The sequence below is a fragment of the Natronobacillus azotifigens genome, assembly GCF_026805325.1.
In the GTDB taxonomy this organism is placed as follows: Bacteria; Bacillota; Bacilli; order Bacillales; family Amphibacillaceae; genus Natronobacillus; species Natronobacillus azotifigens.
In genome coordinates, this window is the sequence record NZ_JAPRAT010000002.1 from 18,779 (window position 1) to 38,253 (window position 19,475).

Consider the following 19,475-nt stretch of genomic DNA (forward strand, 5'->3'; position numbering starts at 1 on the left):
TCCGTTTTAATAAATAATATTATCTTCATATAATTTTCTCGTTTTTAATGCGAGATCAGGTTTATCAGTAAAAAGATTATAACATTTTAATTTAAAACAGCGCATCATTTGATGTGGGCGGTTGACTGTATAGCAACCCGTATAAAGGTTGGATTCCGCTGCCATTTTCGTTTGATTTCTTGTTAACAATCGATACTTAATATGTAGACCCGAAGCATGTAATTGATTCGCAAAGTTTGCTAAGTCAGCACGCTTAGTTGAAGTGATAAAAGCGGTTGTTAGGGACGAATCAATTTCTTTGCAACGAGCAATCGTTTCGTGATTGAAACTGGATAAAATGATTCGATTTAACATATCATACTTTTTTATGAGTTGATAAACAAGTTGCTCGATACCTTTATACTCGATGACATTTGTTTTCAACTCTAAATTAATTAACATATTCTTCGGTTTTGCCCAATGCAAAAATGTATCGAGGGAAATAATTTTTGTACCGGCAAATTTTTTGCTAAACCAGGAGCCAGCGTCAAGTGTGTGTAGTTGATCATAGGTATAGTCCGCAACAAATCCAGTTTTATTCGTAACGCGATTAATTCTTTCGTCATGAATGAGCACAGGAATGTGATCTTTTGTTAGTTGTACATCTGTTTCAATACCTTCAGCACCCTGTTGATAAGCTAATTCAAATGCAGGCATGGTATTTTCTGGAGCATATTTACTGGCACCACGATGAGCAAAAATTAACGTTTTCATTTGATCACCTCAATAATGATCCTGTTAGCCAGGATAGAGATATTTGTATTGATTGTCTGTTATTTATCTGCAATTGTCAATGAAATAACATGGTGTTTTCGTTTGCTTTGTCTCTTTTTGTTTGCAGTTCTCATGGAATAATAGGATAATAAAAAGGAAAAAACACGCAATAATGTTATACAGATTTTTCTTAATAAAAGAGGGAGTATATGCGCAATTTCAAAGGGAAAACTATCATTGTTACAGGAGCAACTAGTGGGATAGGTGAAAAAACATGTGAGCAATTAATAAAACACAAAGCCCAAGTAATTATGATTGCTCGGTCAACAGAGAAATTAAAAAAAATGCAAGAAAAATTATTTAACTTGTATCAACGTTCAAGTGAGTTTTATACCGTTGATTTATCCAATCAATCAGAATGGAAGCAAACTTTGGAAGAGATCATGAAAAAGCACCAATCGATAGACGGTATTATTAATAATGCCGGTTTTGGCATTTTTGATCATGCCGTCACGATGACTTCAGAAGATATAGAAAAAATGTTTCAAGTAAATGTCTTTGCAATAATGGAAGCGACAAAGGCTTTGCTTCCATATTTCATGAAACAAAAACATGGTCATATTATAAACATCGCTTCGTTCGCAGGAAAAATAGCGACATCAAAATCATCGATTTATAGTGCTACCAAGCATGCTGTTTTAGGTTATACCAATGCTGTTCGGTCAGAAGTAAAACCTTATGGTGTCTATGTTACTTCAGTTAACTTAGGTCCGGTTCGAACTGCTTTTTTTCAAACAGCAGATCCATCTGGAGCTTATCAAAAAGCTGTTTCTCGGTATATGTTAGATCCGGAATCAGTAGCGAAACATATTATTAAAAATTTGTTTAAACCAAAAAGAGAAATCAATTTGCCAAAATGGATGGAGTTTGGTAGTAGAATGTATGCCATGGCACCTGGAATAGCTGAAAAGCTAATGAGCGGATCACTGAATAAAAAATAACGGGAGGGAATTGTCATGCAACTGAAGATTACAGATGAAGCCGTTTCAAAATTAAAAGCAATAAGCAATCCAAGTAAACCCTATTTATTGTTAGAATATAATACGGATGATTGTATGTGTAGTATTGACGGCACTCCAATAGTTCGTTTCGTTAAAGAAAAGCGTTCTGGGGATCAAGAAGTGAAAGCAAATGAATTTCAAGTGATTGTTGCTGATGGAGATAGAATGTTTTTTGAGGAAGAATTAATATTAGAGCACAACAATCATGGATTCCGTCTGAATAGCCCTGCAGGAATGATCAATCCAATAATTTCTGAACATGCTGTAAAAGAAGGATTCTCTGGAGAGCAAAGAATGTAACATAAGAGGGGAAGGTAAGGCGGAATGAAGTTCTATTTTTCCTCCACGCCTTCCCTCATTACATAGAAAAATGAATGAGGGAGAGATTGTAATGCATAACAAATTTGAAGAAAAAACGCTGAAAACAGAGCAAATTTTTCAAGGGAAAGTAGTACATTTGCAAGTCGATGATGTATTGTTACCAAATGGGGAAGTCTCAAAAAGGGAAGTCATTAAGCACCCAGGTGCTGTGGCCGTTATTGCAATAACACCAGAAAAAAAGATTGTTTTGGTTGAGCAATATAGAAAACCTCTAGAAAAAAGCATCTTAGAAATTCCAGCCGGTAAATTAGAATTAGGTGAACAGCCGGAAGTAACAGCTATTCGTGAATTAGAAGAAGAAACAGGTTATACAACAGAGAAATTAGAATTTGTTACTTCGTTTTATACATCACCAGGATTTGCTGACGAGCTCTTGTATGTTTACTTCACAGACCAACTAAGCCCTGTTAAGGAAGAAAAAAAGTTGGATGATGATGAATTTGTTGAATTATTTGAATTGACACTTGAAGAAGCCGAAAAGTTCGTATTAGAAGAAAAAATTCATGATGTAAAAACTGTATATGCACTTTTATTTCTAAAAGATAAGTTATCTTGGAATAACCGTCCGTAAGACTCCACTTTAAAACAACGAAAAATTAAGTTTTTTTTCATGGGAGCAACAGGCGCTAGCACCCCGAAGGATTCAAGGGGTTTTAGGTCATTTTTTAGGACTAACAAACAGTGAGGGGAACCCCAAAAAGCTTCACTGTTTGAAGTTTCACTTTATCGAAGTAAGGAGTATACAAATATGTCGCTAGAAAACATTTATGCTGACTTGCATATTCACATAGGTCGAGATATAAACAATCGACCTGTTAAAATAACAGGAGCAAAATCATTAACATTGACAAATGTATTAATAGAAGCAAGTAGGAATAAAGGGGTCGATTTAATCGGCATCATTGATTGTCATGCCCCAGGTGTTCAAGCAGAAATCAAGCAATTACTTGAGACAAACGAAGCGGTTGAATTAGCGGACGGAGGCATTCGTTTCGAATCGGTAACATTGATTTTAGGAGCAGAAATAGAAATTTATGACCATTCTTGTGGTGGACCGATACATGTTTTGTGTTATTTCCCATTTATAAAAACGATGGAGGTTTTTACAGAATGGTTAGCTACTCGAATGACAAACATCAATTTGAGTTCACAAAGAATTTATGCAACTGCTAAGGAATTACAGTATAAAGTAAAAGAACTTGGTGGGTTGTTTATTCCCGCCCATGTTTTTACACCGTTTAAAAGTTTATATGGAAAAGGAGTGATCAGCACGTTATCTGAAGTATTAGATGCTGATCTGATTGATGCGATCGAATTGGGACTTAGCGCAGACACAAAAATGGCAGATTCAATCCAAGAGTTACATAACTACACTTTTCTAACCAATTCCGATGCTCATTCATTACTCAAAATTGCAAGAGAATATCAGAGTATGCTTGTAAACGAAGTAACTTTTAAAGAATTATACTGGGCACTTCACCAAATTGAGGGGCGCAGGGTTCTAGCAAATTTCGGTATGCATCCACAGCTGGGGAAATACTATACAACGGTTTGCAAGCATTGTTTAGCAGAAAGTACACAAGATCAATATTGTTTAACTTGTGGAAAGCAAGGGGTGGTAAAGGGAGTGTCCACACGTATTAAAGAACTAGCAAATGCAAGTGACATACCAAAAAAACGCCCACCTTATAACTATCAGGTGCCATTAGAATATTTGTCCGGTTTAGGTAAAAAAACGTTTGAGAAATTATTGAATAGATTTGGAACAGAAATGCAGATTATTCATCAAACAAGTGAAGAAGAGCTAGCCGAAGTAGTAAAGCCTTCCATTGCGAAACAAATTATTCAAATGCGTAAAGGAATACTACAGATTCAAGCTGGTGGTGGAGGAAAATATGGTAGGGTGAATTAAGTCAATTAAGTTCTATTTATTTTGATATTTTCATAGATTTCATTATAAGTGATTATTCAGTAATGATAACAAGATAGATTTCATTCATTAAGTTGTTTTGCTGATAATTATAGATAGTGGAATGGAGGATATCAATGTATTATAAATCCAGTTATATATCAAAGCATATCTATCAGTATCGCCTCATCTATTTTTTCATGATTGTCTTATTTCTTATTGGTATTATTTTCGGATCAATTATTGTGACTAGTATGGGATTTATTCAAAAACAGGACCTGTTTTTCTATATAGAACAATATTTAGAGTGGATGGTTAATGACTCCATTATAGAAAGTGCAGATGTATTCCAAACCGCGTTATCCTATCATATTCAATATTTGATTCTATTCTTTTTGTTAGGTATTTCTATTATTGGGTTGCCTATTATTTGGGTACTTATATTTATTAAAGGAATCGTTGTTGGGTTTTCTGTTGGTTTTTTTGTTAACCAGTACGGTTGGCAAGGACTAATTTTAGCAGCTACTGGAATTGCTCCACAGAATCTTTTTATTATACCGATTTATTTAATTGGAAGTAGTGTTGCGATGATCTTTTCTTTGGGGTTACTGAAAAAACTTATTGCCAGAAGAACAACGCAGACAAAAGTGCAACCATTAATTCAGTATTGTATTGTATTTCTATGCTTAGTAGCTCTGTCAGTTATAGCAGCTTTTATAGAAGCATATATCGCAAATTTCGCTATGGAAAAACTTGCCGCATGGATTACCAGCAGTTAATCCTTATCTCAAACAAAAACTATCCGGTCCCACGCAGTAGCATAGTATCTGTAAACTGTGCATTAACGAGAAGTTTTTATACCCGCTTCTCAAATGAAATTGACTCCCTTTCCGCAGGGCGCGGCTTCAGCTAACTTCTCCTAGCAAAGAACGCTAGGAGAAGTCGATCTTCAGCTCGCGCTATTCCTGCAGGAGTGTCGTCAATTTCATTTGATACGCTAGTTAGAGAGCTAGTTGTTTTTGAAGTTTTTTCATCAATTATTAAAGACTAAGTTCCCTTAGCTCCTTTAGATATTATATTTACTATACTTACGGAAATCACATCAACGACGCTGTAATTCAATTTAACAGCTTCACCAAGCGGAGGAAAGAAAGGGGCAAGACTCCTGCAGGAATAGCGCGAGCCGAAAATCCACTTGGTAAAGTGTTCTTCTTTACCAAGTTAGTTGAGGCCGTGCCTGCGGAAAGCGTAGCCCCTTTCTTTCCGGAGCGACTCCGTAGGAGGTTGCTTTTCAAATTACTTACTGCGCTGTTTGTGTCAACACTGCAATATCATGTATAAAAAATTAATTTCAATCCTGTTATCGATAATGATTATAAAATAATAATTCCTATCCTGCTTAAATTGTAATAATTTTAATTGACACGTTTTCACTCTCTTATTATAATTGAGAAGGTAAGGGAGGTTTCCGTTATGGAACATCGAATTGATCGAATAAAAAAGCAATTACATGCACAAAGCTATAAACTGACTCCACAACGTGAAGCAACGGTTCGTGTTTTATTAGAACGAGAAGAAGATCATTTAAGTGCAGAAGATGTTTATTTATTAGTAAAAGAAAAAGCCCCCGAAATTGGGTTAGCTACTGTTTACCGGACACTGGAGTTATTATCAGAGTTAAAAGTTGTTGACAAAATAAATTTCGGTGACGGTGTTTCGCGCTATGATTTAAGAAAAGAAGGCGCTGCACACTTTCATCATCATTTGGTTTGTATGGAATGTGGTTCGGTTGAAGAAATAGTTGATGATTTACTAGAAGATGTAGAAAAAATTGTAGAAAATGATTGGGGTTTTCAGGTGAAAGACCATCGTTTGACATTTCATGGTATCTGCCGTGATTGCCAAAAGTAAAGTGAAATAATTTAGAATTATTGCATTATCTATCCTAGAGAGTCGTGTGTAAGACTCCCATTTCAAAACAAAGAGAAGATCAAAGTTTTTTGTTGGAGTACCCGTACTAAGCATCTCGAAGACTCCCATTAACAATCATTGGTGAAAGAAGACTGAAATTCCCACTGATTGAAGTTTCGTTTTTTCGTAATCGAAGAGCCCTTACATAAAGGCTCTTTTCTTTTTTAGCAAAAATATAATGTTAACATGTATAGTTTGTCTAAAAGTTGGCATATCTTGTAGTAAATATGTCTAAAATGGATTATGAACTACGTTTAAAAAGGAGATATGCAAAATGAAATTGATCTGGAGCTATGGAAAGGATACAATTAAACTAGTGATCCTATTTCTCCTATGTACAACCATATTTTATTTAGGTTTAACAGCTATGCAGTCCGAATATCAAAACTATCATCGTTATGATCCTCCAGAGGGAAAAGCAATTAAAGTAATGAATCAAGAGGAACAATCCTTTGTTGATCGATTTGCTATCTTTTTAAGATTAGGAGAATGAAAATGCAAACTGCCATTCAAGACTTCATTCACTATATTCAAGTAGAACGTGGTTTATCGGTGAATACTTTACAAGCTTACCAAAGAGATTTAACCCAATATGAGCAGTATGTAAAAAAAAACAGTAACAAAGATCGCTGGGAACAAGTAGATAGAAGTGATATCTTAAACTATTTGTATACATTAAATGACCAAGAACGTTCTCAAGCAACGATAGCTCGATCTTTATCATCTATACGTTTGTTTCATCAATTTCTTGTCCGTGAATATAAGCTATCTACTGATCCGAGTTTACATATTGAATCACCAAAAAAAGTTCGTAAATTACCGAAAGTCCTTTCTACTAATGAAGTTGATCAATTGTTAGATCTAAATAATAATGATCCTTTATCTATACGTAATAAAGCGATGTTAGAATTGCTTTATGCCACTGGCTTAAGGGTTTCCGAATTAGTTTCTTTACAAGTTAGTGATGTTCATCTATTGATGGGATTTGTACGTTGTTATGGTAAAGGGGGAAAAGAACGAATTGTTCCTTTGGGCGATATTGCCAAGGAAGCTATTGAAATATATTTATCCCAATCTAGACCGATATTAATTAAACGAAAAAAAATAGATGCATTGTTCGTAAACCATCATGGCAATAGCTTGTCTAGGCAAGGTTTTTGGAAAATTTTAAAAACGTTAGCACGTGACAAAGGGATAAAAAAAGAACTTACTCCTCACATGTTACGTCATTCTTTCGCCACACATTTGTTAGAAAATGGCGCAGATCTAAGGGCTGTACAAGAGATGTTGGGTCATGCCGATATTTCAACCACACAGATATATACGCATGTATCCAAGAAAAGGTTAAAAGATATTTATGTAAATTTTCATCCGAGAGCTTAATAGTTTTTTCGAATATAGAAAGAATGAACAAAAATTTATTTTGTTCATTCTTTTTTTTAGTTATAAAATTTTCGTTTATGGAAAAAATATGAACATTACGTAATTGGAGGTTAGAAAAAATGAAAAAAACCGTACTTCTTTTATTTGCTGTATTGTTTTTCGTATCGAATCTATCGCTTTCTGCCAACGAGCAGAGTAAGGAACTTTCTTTCTCTGATGAAGCGAAAAGCGCTATTTTAATTGAAAGAGATACAGGGGAAATATTATATCAAGATAATGCCGAAGAAATGTTACCACCAGCAAGTATGACAAAAATGATGACTCTGCTTCTCATTATGGAAGCGATTGAAGAAGGGAAGATAGCACTTGATGAACAGGTAAGAGTTAGTGAATATGCGGCGTCTATGGGAGGTTCGCAGATCTTTCTTGAAGCCGGTGAAGAAATGTCTGTAGATGATTTGCTAAAGGCTATTGCTGTTGCTTCAGGTAATGACGCAAGTGTTGCTTTAGCAGAGAGAATTGCAGGAAGTGAACCAAGTTTTGTCGAGAAAATGAATCAAAAAGTAAAGAAACTGGGTTTAAAGAATACTAATTTTGCTAATACAACAGGTTTACCAGCAGAAAACCATTATTCTACTGCGCACGATATGGCGGTAATTGCGAGAGAATTATTGAAACACGAGAACATTACACAATATACAAGTATTTATGAAGACTATTTGCGAAAAGGAACGGAAGATGAATTCTGGTTAGTCAATACAAATAGGCTAATAAAGTTTTATCAAGGGGTAGATGGTTTAAAAACAGGTTACACATCGAAAGCAAAATATTGTTTAACAGCAACTGCAAAAAAAGATGATATGCGTTTGGTTGCTGTTGTGATGGGAGCAGAAACTCCAAAGACAAGAAATCATATTATCAGTCAACTTTTGGATTATGGTTTTTCACAGTATAAAACAGAACAACTCTTTACAAGAGGTGAAAAAGTAACCGACTTGTCCCTTCCTAAAGCAAATAAAGATCGTGTTGATGTAATTACAGAAGATGCCGTTTCCTTGTTACTAAAAAAAGGGGAAAGCAGTGAAGATATTACGACTGAACTTCACATGAGTAAAGAACTAGCATTACCATTAGAAGCAAATAGTGAAGTAGGGAAATTACTCATAAAATTAGATGATCAAGTAATTTCAGAAACAAATTTATTAGTAGCAGAGGACCTAGAGCAAGCATCGCTTTGGCGACTAATTAAATATTCTTGGCGAGAATTGTTGAAAAGCGGTAGGTAATTGAGCAAGAATTATTTTTTACACTAGTTTTGTCGAGTAGCAGGGATTGACAATGTAAAAAGAGAAAAAAGTAGGGAACAAAGGATAAAGAGGAGGAAGTTTACGTGAGCTTATCAACAGAATTTACCATGAAGGAAAATGTCTTATTGGTTCGTTTGGCTGGTGAATTAGATCATCACGAAGCAGAATTGTTAAAAGAAAAGTGGCAAAAGAAGATAAAAGATATGAGTGCAGAGCATATCATTTTAAATCTGGAACAGTTACATTTCATGGATAGTTCAGGCTTAGGCGTCATTTTAGGCCGTTATAAAGAAATGAAACAACAAGGCGGTGAAATGGTCGTCTGTTCCATATCACCAACAGTAAAACGTTTGTTTGATTTATCGGGCTTATTCAAAATTATTCGCTTGGAGGAAAATGAGGCATTCGCACTCATTCATTTGGGGGTGGCGTCATGAAAAATTCTATGCGCGTATCCTTTAGCAGTGTAAGTTCCAATGAATCATTTGCGCGGGTGACGATCGCTTCATTCATCGCTCCATTAGATCCAACAATGGATGAATTAACGGAAGTGAAAACCGTTGTTTCTGAAGCTGTCACAAATGCGATTATACATGGATATGAAAAAGCGGAGGACGAAATCGTAACATTATCTTGCTCTATTGACGACAATATCGTAGAAATCACAATTGAAGACACTGGTATTGGAATTTCTAATATTGACGAAGCCATTCAGCCTCTTTATACGTCAAAACCAGAGTTAGAAAGATCCGGCATGGGCTTTACCATAATGGAAAACTTTATGGATAAAGTAGAAATCGAGTCGGCTCCTGGACAAGGAACGACAGTAAAGTTAATCAAAGAATTTCAATCCACACGAAGTTTGTGCAACTAAAGGCGGCTACGTAAAATGGATATGAAACAATCCAAGACAAGTAAACAGTTAACAGACGAAGAGGTAAAGAGGTATCTTCGTCAAAGTCAAGAAGGGGATCAACAAGCAAAAGATATATTGGTGGAACGTAATGTTCGACTTGTGTGGTCAGTCGTACAACGTTTTATCAATCGGGGCTATGACCCGGATGATCTGTTTCAAATTGGTTGTATTGGTTTACTAAAATCAATTGACAAGTTTGATTTAAGTTATGATGTACGCTTTTCCACCTATGCTGTTCCTATGATCATTGGTGAAATTCAGCGGTTTATTCGCGATGACGGTAGTATAAAAGTTAGTCGTTCCCTAAAAGAAATTGGTCATAAAATTCGAAGGAAAAGAGATGAACTTTCCAAGAAATTTGGCCGATCTCCAACGGTAAGCGAGATAGCGAGTGAATTAGACATTACCGTGGAGGAAGTTGTTCATGCGCAAGAAGCTATTCGAGCGCCTCATTCTATTCATGAAACGGTATATGAAAATGACGGTGATCCAATTACGCTATTAGATCAAATTTCTGAAACCGACACGAATTGGTTTGATAAAATTACTTTACAGGAAACCATTTCAGAGCTTGATTCAAGAGAACGCTTAATCGTTTATCTGCGTTATTATCAAGATCAAACACAATCAGAAGTTGCCAAGCGTTTGGGAATATCACAAGTTCAAGTATCTCGTTTAGAGAAGAAAATATTGGCCTGGATGAAAAATCAAATAAGTGTCTGAGAAAACGAAAATGCTTCCCTTAAGTATTCATTAAGCCAAAACTTTTGGGGAGTTTTTTCTCTATTTATTTGATAATCTGTTGTACAAAAGTTAGAACCCCAGTTTATCCTGGAGCAACCGTCCGTAAGACTCCCACTTCAAAACAACGAGAAAAACAAGTTGTTTAAGTGGGAGTAACGGACGCTAGCACCCCGAATGGTTCAACTAACAATCAGTGGGGGAATAGCTAAAAACCCCCGCTGATTGAAGTTTCACTTTATCGTTCTTAAATGATACGCATAACTTTCTCATGTTTATTCCATACTATAAAAGAATTATGTAAATAGGAATAACCACATCAAATATTACTTTACTAGTGGTATGAGAGAGGGCATTTTATGAAAAGAAGAAAAACGAACGACTTGAAGTTGGAAAGAATCGATGACGTACAATCTTACATGGAAACTAGGGTTGGAGTAGGAACATCATTTGATGTTGGATTTCGTGAAGTCATTATACTAAAAAAGAAAGTACAGTTATACTATTTAAACGGATTAAATGACACGCCGGTAGTTGTCGAATTGTTAAAAAAATTAATTTCCATCAATGATGAAGAATCTAACCAAGACGAATTACCGTTAATTGTTAAAAACCGTCTGGTGCATCAGCAAGTGGAAGAAATTGATGAGATAGGAAAAGCGGTTACTCAATTATTATCTGGTCTAATTTTAATATTTGTTGATGGTTACGAGCAAACGTTTGTTGTTGATGTCAGAAGTTATCCTGGTAGAGGACCTGAAGAACCAGATACAGAGCGAGTTGTACGAGGATCACGTGATGGTTATACAGAAAATATTATTGAGAACACGGGTTTAACAAGGCGTAGAGTTAGGGATGAACGTCTACGTAATGAAATTTTTCAAGTTGGAGATCGATCAAAAACAGACGTATGTATATCGTATATTCAAGATGTAGCAGATCCAGGACTTGTAGAAATGCTCAAAAATGAAATTCAGGCGATTGATACAACCGGATTATCAATGGCGGATAAAACATTAGAAGAATATTTAGTCCATCAAGGTTTTAATCCCTTTCCGTTGGTGCGATATACGGAAAGGCCGGATGTAGCATCCAATCATTTATTCGAAGGACATATTTTGGTGATGGTAGATACTTCTCCGAGTATGATTATTACACCGACTACCTTTTTTCATCATGTTCAACATGCAGAAGAATATCGTCAATCACCGGTTATCGGTTCGTTTATTCGTTGGATACGTTTTTTAGGGATCTTTGTTTCGGTCTTTCTATTACCTTTTTGGTATATTCTGTCTAACCAACCAGAATTGTTACCAGAGGGCCTTGAATTTATTGGACCTTCTGATGAAGGAAGTATTCCTTTATTCGCTCAAATAATTATTGCGGATATTGGGATCGAGTTTCTAAGGATGGCAGCTATCCATACACCAACACCTCTAGCGACTGCGATGGGTTTGATTGCAGCTGTTTTGATTGGAGATATCGCTATTACAGTTGGTCTATTTACGGCTGAAGTTATCTTGTATGTAGCAGCAGCAACTATTGGTTCTTATGCTACACCAAGTTATGAGTTGAGTATTGCGAACAAATTAACCAGAGTATTATTGATTCTATTAGCTGCGACATTAGGAGTTAAAGGCTTTGTTGTTGGTATTACTATCTATTTACTAGCATTAACGAAAACATCGTCGCTAAATACTCCCTATTTTTGGCCATTTATGCCATTTAATTTTCGAGCAATGCTTCAGATTTTATTTCGGTTTTCCGTTCCAGCATCTCAATCAAGACCAAGTGTTGTGCACCCGAAAAGTATTAAAAGACAATCCTAACTTGGCAGTTGAATAGTACCCTTAGTTGTGGTAAATTAATTTTATTCAAAAAAATAATCTTCGAGCGTATTTATTGAAATCCCTTCCTATTATCGATCGTAATCGTTATTATATGGGAGGGGGTTTTCATTTTTGTTGATTAAAAACGAGCACTGTCAAAAGTCTTAATATAAAGGGGGGATTTTGGTGAATAAACAACTAGAGATAAATGAAAAAGGTCACTTAACAGTTGGAGGCGTTGATACTACCTACTTGGCTGATAAATATAGTACACCCCTTTTTGTTTATGATGTCACCAAAATTAGGGAGAATGCGCGAGCTTTCGTAGAAACGTTCGCTTCACTTGGTGTTAAAGCACAAGTTGCATATGCGAGTAAAGCTTTTTCATCTATAGCTATGTTACAAGTAGCGAAGCAAGAAAATCTAAGTCTAGATGTTGTTTCCCAAGGAGAATTGTATACAGCACTTCAAGCAGAGTTTCCTGTAGAGAAAATACACTTACATGGAAATAATAAAAATCGTGAAGAGTTGGAAATGGCGATTCAACATAATATCGGTTGTATCGTTATTGATAATTTTCATGAAATTGATTTATTAACAGATATACTAGCAAACTACGAAAAAGAAGTTGATGTGTTGTTACGTGTCACTCCGGGCATTGAAGCACATACACATGATTATATTCTAACAGGTAATGAAGATTCTAAATTCGGTTTTGATATAGCGAATGGACAGGCAGAGAAAGCATTTCGTCTCTTGAACCAGAAAGATAGAATTCATCTTAAGGGACTACACTGTCATATTGGTTCCCAAATTTTTGAAACGGATGGATTTATTATGGCGATCCGTCGCTTGTTCGATACCCTTGCTGATTGGAAGCGGAAATATCAATTTGAAGCAAATGTATTGAACCTTGGTGGAGGATTTGGTATCCGGTATACAAACGAAGATGACCCGTTACCGTTGAATGAATACGTACGAGCATTGGTAACAGAAATTAAAAAGCAAGTCACTATCCATCAGATGGATGTTCCGGAAATATGGATTGAACCAGGTCGTGCAATTGTCGGCAATACTGCAGTTACGTTATATAGTGTAGGTTCTAAAAAAGAAATTCCAGAAGTTCGTAACTATATTGCTGTAGATGGCGGCATGACCGATAATATTCGACCAGCACTGTACCAAGCGAAGTACGATGCTATTTTAGCAAATAAAGCTGATCAACCAAATACGTATACAACATCGGTTGCTGGTAAATGTTGTGAATCTGGTGATATGTTAATGTGGGATCTGTTATTGCCTTCGGTTGAGTCTGGTGATATACTTGCAGTATTTAGCACAGGTGCTTATGGCTATTCGATGTCTAGTCATTATAATCGCTTTCCAAAAGCTGCTGTCGTATTTATTGAGAATGATAAAGATACATTGGTGATTAGACGAGAAACATATCAAGATTTAGTGCGAAATGACTTATCTTACGAATAATAGGAGGAAATACGAATGAAACAAGCAATAATAACGTTTGAGAACGGTGAAAAAATTGTAATCGAAATGTATGAAGATGCTGCACCTAAAACAGTAGAGAATTTTGAGAAGCTTGCGAATAGTGGTTTTTATGATGGAGTAACTTTCCACCGTGTGATTCCAGGATTTGTTGCCCAAGGTGGAGATCCAACGGGAACTGGAGCTGGTGGACCAGGGTACTCGATTAAATGTGAAACAGCTGGAAATCCACACAAACATGTCGCAGGGTCTTTATCCATGGCACATGCAGGGAAAGATACAGGTGGCAGTCAATTCTTTTTGGTTCATGAACCACAACCACATTTAGACGGTGTGCATACTGTATTCGGACAAGTAGTAGAAGGAATGGATGTAGTCCTACGTATTCAGCAAGGTGATGTTATGGAAAAAGTCGTTGTTGAAGAAAAATAAGCAAGAAATCGTTAATTGTTTTACCTATATTTCGTAATTACACCAACGATCACATTTATGAATGACACATAACTAACCATTCCAAAAAAGTTAATAAGATTGATGAACCTTTTGTAATACTCAACATAAACTTACTATTACTTAAGTTCTAATCTGGTGAGGGGTAATTATGTTAATAAAATATAAGAAATCAATGGAAAAAATCGCAATGGGTCTGTTATCATTTATGCCAGAAGAAAAAGATGTAAAGAAATTGCAACAAACCATTAAAGAGTATGAGGAAAATCAAAATTGGCAGTTATATCTATGGAAAGAAGATGAAGATGTTCTTGGAGCAGTAGGTATTCTGATCAATGATGAGAAACGACAAATCATTATCCAACATATTTCCGTGAACCCATCTCATCGTGAAAATGGAATTGGTCAAGAAATGGTTCAAGCGATTAAGGATATCTATCAAGAGAAGAATCAAGTATGTGCAAATGATTTGACCGGAAATTTCTTATCAAGATGTGAAGAAAATTGAAACTTTTTCAATAATGATTTCTAGAATGCCACAGTGTCCATCGCTGTGGTATTTTCATTAGACGAGTAGAGCATTATTGTAGCGAGACGAACAAATGATACCGTACTTGCAAAAGGTATATATGATACAATAGTTACGAATTCTAACCAATTTAAAGGGGAAACCAATATGCATCAAGCTATCTATCATGTTAAGTTAGAAGGCTTTGAAGGGCCGTTAGATTTACTTTTACATCTTGTGAATCGTTATGAAATTGATATTTATGATATTCCTGTATCAGAAATAACGGAGCAATATATGTATTACATACAAACAATGCAACAACTTGAGCTGAACATTGCTAGTGAGTATTTAGTAATGGCTGCTACTTTATTGGCGATTAAGAGTTCCTTATTACTTCCTAATCAAGAGCTGATCGATGATGGAGAAGAATATGAAGAAGATCCTCGCGAGGAACTTATTAATCGTCTGATCGAATACCGTAAGTATAAAGAAGCTGCTGGACAGTTAAAGGAAAAAGAAGATGATGAACAATCTATTTTTACGCGTGCTCCCGAAAAAATTTCTTTGGATAAAGAAGAACAGCGCCCGATGCTCGATGGAAATGGTAGCATTTACGATATGTTGGCAGCTATGCAGCAAGTATTTGAACGAAAGAAATGGAATCGTCCACTTGCAACAACGATTGAGCGTAGTGAAATTCCGATAAAACAACGGATGGAGGAAGTTTTGGATCAAATTAAAACTAGTAAAGACGGTATCGTTTTTGACGATCTGTTTCCTTACCCAACACGCTCTTATATTGTTATTACATTTATGGCAGTACTAGAACTTATGAAGAATAATCAAATCTATTGCCAACAAGAGCATGCGTTCGATCAATTAATTTTATATAACAGGGGGCATCAGGTGTGAATTTAAATGAATATAAAGCCATTCTTGAAGGATTGTTATTCGCAGCTGGAACAGATGGGCTAACGATAAAACAAGTTTCCAATGTTTTGGATATCGACTATGTAACAGTACGTCATATTATTGACGAATTAAAATACGATTATGAGCGTACAGATCGAGGTATTAACATGATCGAATCTGAGGAAATCTTTTATTTAGCGACTAAACCAGAGTATGCTAGTTATTTTAAAAAATTACTAGCAGCACCACAAGCTTCTAAGCTCTCACAAGCCAGTTTAGAAACACTTGCGATCGTTGCTTACAATCAACCGATTACAAGAGTAGAGGTTGAAGAGATTCGAGGGGTAAAAAGTGATCGTCCTATTCAAACTTTGGTATCACGTGCCTTGATCGAGGAGGTTGGCAGAAAAGAGGGGGTAGGTAGACCAATGATGTTTGGAACAACGATTGATTTCCTTACTTATTTTGGTCTAAAGTCTATTGATGAATTACCTCCATTACTAGAAGATTTTGATGATATTAATATCGAACAGGAAGCTGATTTATTTTTATCAAATCGAAACCAAGACTCAGATAATGCTGTACAAGAACAAGAGGACTAAAATGCGTTCTCTTTTTTTTGTATGTTTCTTTGAAAATGGATAATAAAATAGTTATACTCCTCTGATTCTATCTATTTAATCCCAAAATGGATTAAAGGTTAAATGTATATACTGGACCTCTATCTGCCGTGTAAATAGATAGATGCTCCTCATGAAATCAAATGTATCAAAAATAAAACCTCACAATAATCAATAACCTCTAATGACGACAAAGAATCATCATGAATTAAACGAAAAAAATCATATACATGTCCAATTCGCATAAGATGTAACAGACAGAATTGTGAGAGGATTGAAGAATATGAAATCACTAAAGCTATTAATGATTGGATGTATTTGTCTAACCTTACTTTTACCAGGTAATGTTTTAGCAAGGCCAGGTGTTTCAGCAGAACAAGCCATATTAATTGATCAGGCTACAGGCGAAATTCTATATGAAAAAGATGCAAAAAAACCACAATTGATTGCAAGTATTACCAAAATCATGACTGCATTGCTAGCAATTGAATCAGGGATGTTGGACGAGCATGTAAAAGTTAGTAGAAATGCAATCATGACTGAAGGTTCATCGATTTACTTAGTAGAGAACGAAGAAATTAAATTATTAGACCTTGTGTATGGTCTAATGCTTCGTTCAGGTAATGATGCGGCGGTTGCAATAGCGGAACATGTAGGTGGAAGTGTTGAGGGTTTCGTCTATTTAATGAACGAAAAAGCCGCATGGCTAGGAATGACAGATTCAAGTTTTGAAAACCCCCACGGATTAGATTCAGAAAAACATTATTCAACAGCGTATGATATGGCCTTACTAACAAAATACGCGATGAATAATCCGGAATTTGCTCAGATTACTGGGGAAAAATCATTTCGATCTGATAATAGAACTTATGCTTGGGGAAATAAGAATAAATTATTAACCTCTTATTATAGCTATACGATTGGTGGAAAAACAGGTTATACGAAAGCCGCTGGAAGAACATTAGTTTCTATAGCTGAAAAAGATGGGATAACTCTAATTGCGGTAACGCTGAACGATCCTAACGATTGGCAAGATCACATTCGTTTGTTTGATTGGGGTTTTAATCAAGTAGAATCGACAGCGCTAGCCTCCAACTATACAGATGAAGACTTAGAAAGTGATGATACATTATTTGAACAAGTGATAAAGCTTTTTAAACAGATAGTTGGTGTCGTTTAAAATGGTTCATTTAATATGGGCAGGCATGGCAGTAATCGGAATTATTTATGCGTTGTTCAACGGAACAATCGATCAAGTAAATGAAGCTATTTTTAATAGCGCTGCAGAAGCAGTGAATCTTTCCATTGGTTTAATAAGTATACTTGTATTTTGGCTTGGGTTAATGCGTATTGCTGAAAAAGCCGGAATATTAAAAAGTCTTTCTGCTGTATTTAAACCATTAATCACGAGGTTATTTCCTGATATCCCTAAAGATCATCCTGCGATGGGCTATATATTATCAAATTTTATTGCCAATTTATTTGGACTAGGCAATGCTGCAACCCCGATGGGGATTAAAGCGATGAAGGAAATGAAAGAATTATCTGGATCAGAGAAGGCAAGTAGATCTATGATTACATTTCTGGTAATTAATACTTCTAGCTTAACGTTAGTCCCTACAACCATTATCGCTATTCGAATGCAATACAAATCCGCGTTTCCAACCGAGATTGTAGGAACTACCGTGATAGCCACTCTAATTACAACTACTGCAGCCATTATCATTGATCGAATCTTTTACCTCAGAAGGGTGAGTAATCGTTAAATGAATATTGTATCTATGATTAGTGTCGCAATTATTCCATGTACAATTTTATTGATTTTAGTTGTTGGTTCAGTGAAAAAACTACCTACGTATGAACTTTTTGTAGAAGGCGGTAAAGAAGGGGTTTCGATGGCAGTTTCTTTATTACCCTATTTAGTTGGAATGATTGTATCCATTTCTATCTTTCGAAGTTCAGGAGCACTGGACGCTGCGATCGGACTGATACAGCCCGTGTTGAGCTTTTTATCGATACCAGGTGAGATTGCTCCGTTAGCTCTTACCAGACCGATTTCAGGAACTGCTGCTTTGGCGATCACTGCTGATCTATTAAAAATATATGGTCCGGATTCCTTTATTGGTCGTTTAGCATCAACGATGCAAGGTAGCACGGATACAACCTTTTATATTATCACTGTTTATTTTGGTGCAGTTGGGATTCGGAAAATGGGGGATGCATTAAAAGTTGGACTATTAGCAGATATTATTGGTATAATAACATCTATCATTATCGTAACGATTGTATTTTCCTAAGCCTAGCGTTAACATACATGTTAACGCTATTGTTTTGTTTATTTATTTCTGGCAAAATAAGTACAAGTGACCTATTCAGATGAAAAATGTATTATACTAAATAAGGAAATATGGTGATTATATGTCAACAAGTGAAGAACGTCTACAAAAAGTGATCGCACAAAGCGGGGTGACGTCAAGAAGAAAAGCAGAGAAATTGATAACGGATGGAAAAGTAACGGTTAACGGTGAAACAGTAACTACACTAGGTTCAAAGGTAAATAAAGATGATAAAATTGAAGTAAATGGTGTTCCACTTGTGAAGGAGGATCTTGTTTATTTCTTACTTTATAAACCACGTGGTGTCATTTCAAGCGTTCAGGATGATAAAAATCGAAAAGTGGTGACTGATTTAATTCCTAAATTAAATGAACGAGTTTATCCAGTTGGACGATTGGACTATGATACATCAGGGCTAATTATCTTAACAAATGATGGTGATTTAGCACAGTTACTTATGCATCCTAGTCATGAGATGGACAAAGTCTATGTTGCTAAAGTAAAAGGAATTCCAACAAAACAAACATTAAACAAGTTAAAGCGTGGAATTAATTCAGAAGGGGAGAAATTAACAGCAGTTGACGCCAAGATTATCTCCGCAGATGTAAAGAAAGAAACCGCTATTGTCGAACTGACTCTACATGAGGGGAAGAATCGACAAGTAAGAAGGATGCTTGAAGCAGTAAACCACCCAATATTGAAACTGAAACGCGAACGCTATGGTTTTCTCAATCTAAAAGGACTTACATCTGGAGATTTCCGTGAACTGACAGTACATGAAGTAAAACAACTGCGTGCTGAAGCAATTCAAGCAAAAAATAGATAAGAAAAACTTTTATGTTTTTTGCAAAAAATGTAGAATAGTATAAAGATAAAAATGATCAAACGATTC

The 19,475-nt window shown here is 35.7% G+C and carries 23 protein-coding genes; 22 read left to right on the top strand and 1 reads right to left on the bottom strand.

Annotated elements, in window-relative coordinates:
• Nucleotides 1–6: 6 nt before the first annotated feature.
• Nucleotides 7–753 (bottom strand): glycerophosphodiester phosphodiesterase, encoded by a 747-nt coding sequence (locus OWO01_RS01080; protein WP_268778573.1) that lies wholly within the window; start codon nt 751–753, stop codon nt 7–9.
• Nucleotides 754–962: 209 nt separating this feature from the next.
• Here OWO01_RS01080 and OWO01_RS01085 point away from each other — a divergent pair, with 209 nt between their 5' ends.
• From OWO01_RS01085 to OWO01_RS01190, 22 genes are all read left to right on the top strand, one after another.
• Nucleotides 963–1,754: an SDR family NAD(P)-dependent oxidoreductase gene (locus tag OWO01_RS01085; RefSeq protein ID WP_268778574.1), complete on the top strand. Its 792-nt coding sequence runs from the start codon at nt 963–965 to the stop codon at nt 1,752–1,754.
• Nucleotides 1,755–1,769: 15 nt separating this feature from the next.
• Nucleotides 1,770–2,114 (top strand): iron-sulfur cluster biosynthesis family protein, encoded by a 345-nt coding sequence (locus OWO01_RS01090; protein WP_268778575.1) that lies wholly within the window; start codon nt 1,770–1,772, stop codon nt 2,112–2,114.
• Nucleotides 2,115–2,205: 91 nt separating this feature from the next.
• Nucleotides 2,206–2,766 (top strand): NUDIX hydrolase, encoded by a 561-nt coding sequence (locus OWO01_RS01095; protein ID WP_268778576.1) that lies wholly within the window; start codon nt 2,206–2,208, stop codon nt 2,764–2,766.
• A gap of 177 nt (nt 2,767–2,943) precedes the next feature.
• Nucleotides 2,944–4,107, top strand: coding sequence for an endonuclease Q family protein (locus OWO01_RS01100; RefSeq protein WP_268778577.1), 1,164 nt, complete (start codon nt 2,944–2,946; stop codon nt 4,105–4,107).
• 134 nt (nt 4,108–4,241) lie between these two features.
• Nucleotides 4,242–4,883, top strand: coding sequence for a stage II sporulation protein M (gene spoIIM / locus OWO01_RS01105; protein ID WP_268778578.1), 642 nt, complete (start codon nt 4,242–4,244; stop codon nt 4,881–4,883).
• Nucleotides 4,884–5,577: 694 nt separating this feature from the next.
• Nucleotides 5,578–6,015 (top strand): ferric iron uptake transcriptional regulator, encoded by a 438-nt coding sequence (gene fur, locus OWO01_RS01110; RefSeq protein WP_268778579.1) that lies wholly within the window; start codon nt 5,578–5,580, stop codon nt 6,013–6,015.
• Between the two features lie 334 nt (nt 6,016–6,349).
• Nucleotides 6,350–6,568, top strand: coding sequence for a DUF4227 family protein (locus tag OWO01_RS01115; RefSeq protein WP_268778580.1), 219 nt, complete (start codon nt 6,350–6,352; stop codon nt 6,566–6,568).
• Nucleotides 6,569–6,570: 2 nt separating this feature from the next.
• On the top strand, nt 6,571–7,458 hold the full coding sequence (gene xerD, locus OWO01_RS01120; protein ID WP_268778780.1) for a site-specific tyrosine recombinase XerD: 888 nt from the start codon (nt 6,571–6,573) through the stop codon (nt 7,456–7,458).
• 119 nt (nt 7,459–7,577) lie between these two features.
• Nucleotides 7,578–8,744, top strand: coding sequence for a D-alanyl-D-alanine carboxypeptidase family protein (locus tag OWO01_RS01125; RefSeq protein WP_268778581.1), 1,167 nt, complete (start codon nt 7,578–7,580; stop codon nt 8,742–8,744).
• 104 nt (nt 8,745–8,848) lie between these two features.
• Nucleotides 8,849–9,202 carry an anti-sigma F factor antagonist gene (gene spoIIAA, locus OWO01_RS01130; protein WP_268778582.1) on the top strand — a complete coding sequence of 118 codons (354 nt, stop codon included), beginning with the start codon at nt 8,849–8,851 and terminating at the stop codon, nt 9,200–9,202.
• A complete protein-coding gene (gene spoIIAB / locus OWO01_RS01135) occupies nt 9,199–9,639 on the top strand; it encodes an anti-sigma F factor (protein ID WP_268778583.1) in 441 nt (146 codons plus the stop codon). The genes spoIIAA and spoIIAB overlap by 4 nt, the downstream gene beginning before the upstream one ends.
• A 15-nt stretch (nt 9,640–9,654) precedes the next feature.
• Entirely contained in the window at nt 9,655–10,404 is a 750-nt protein-coding gene (sigF, locus tag OWO01_RS01140; RefSeq protein ID WP_268778584.1) for an RNA polymerase sporulation sigma factor SigF, read from the top strand.
• Nucleotides 10,405–10,781: 377 nt separating this feature from the next.
• Nucleotides 10,782–12,251: a spore germination protein gene (locus OWO01_RS01145; protein ID WP_268778585.1), complete on the top strand. Its 1,470-nt coding sequence runs from the start codon at nt 10,782–10,784 to the stop codon at nt 12,249–12,251.
• A gap of 186 nt (nt 12,252–12,437) precedes the next feature.
• A complete protein-coding gene (gene lysA, locus OWO01_RS01150) occupies nt 12,438–13,736 on the top strand; it encodes a diaminopimelate decarboxylase (RefSeq protein ID WP_268778586.1) in 1,299 nt (432 codons plus the stop codon).
• Nucleotides 13,737–13,751: 15 nt separating this feature from the next.
• Nucleotides 13,752–14,186, top strand: a complete 435-nt coding sequence (locus OWO01_RS01155) for a peptidylprolyl isomerase (RefSeq protein ID WP_268778587.1) — start codon at nt 13,752–13,754, stop codon at nt 14,184–14,186.
• A 169-nt stretch (nt 14,187–14,355) separates the two neighbouring features.
• The gene (locus OWO01_RS01160) at nt 14,356–14,712 is read left to right on the top strand and encodes a GNAT family N-acetyltransferase (protein ID WP_268778588.1); all 357 of its coding nucleotides are present in this window, start codon (nt 14,356–14,358) and stop codon (nt 14,710–14,712) included.
• 168 nt (nt 14,713–14,880) lie between these two features.
• The gene (locus tag OWO01_RS01165) at nt 14,881–15,627 is read left to right on the top strand and encodes a segregation/condensation protein A (RefSeq protein ID WP_268778589.1); all 747 of its coding nucleotides are present in this window, start codon (nt 14,881–14,883) and stop codon (nt 15,625–15,627) included.
• Nucleotides 15,624–16,229 (top strand): SMC-Scp complex subunit ScpB, encoded by a 606-nt coding sequence (gene scpB / locus OWO01_RS01170; protein WP_268778590.1) that lies wholly within the window; start codon nt 15,624–15,626, stop codon nt 16,227–16,229. Before OWO01_RS01165 ends, scpB begins: the two co-directional genes overlap by 4 nt.
• Before the next feature lie 301 nt (nt 16,230–16,530).
• Nucleotides 16,531–17,427, top strand: a complete 897-nt coding sequence (locus OWO01_RS01175; RefSeq protein WP_418936187.1) for a D-alanyl-D-alanine carboxypeptidase family protein — start codon at nt 16,531–16,533, stop codon at nt 17,425–17,427.
• A gap of 1 nt (nt 17,428) precedes the next feature.
• Nucleotides 17,429–18,013, top strand: coding sequence for a nucleoside recognition domain-containing protein (locus OWO01_RS01180; protein ID WP_268778591.1), 585 nt, complete (start codon nt 17,429–17,431; stop codon nt 18,011–18,013).
• Nucleotides 18,014–18,544, top strand: a complete 531-nt coding sequence (locus OWO01_RS01185; RefSeq protein WP_268778592.1) for a spore maturation protein — start codon at nt 18,014–18,016, stop codon at nt 18,542–18,544.
• 121 nt (nt 18,545–18,665) lie between these two features.
• A complete protein-coding gene (locus OWO01_RS01190) occupies nt 18,666–19,409 on the top strand; it encodes a pseudouridine synthase (protein WP_268778593.1) in 744 nt (247 codons plus the stop codon).
• Nucleotides 19,410–19,475 lie beyond the last annotated feature (66 nt).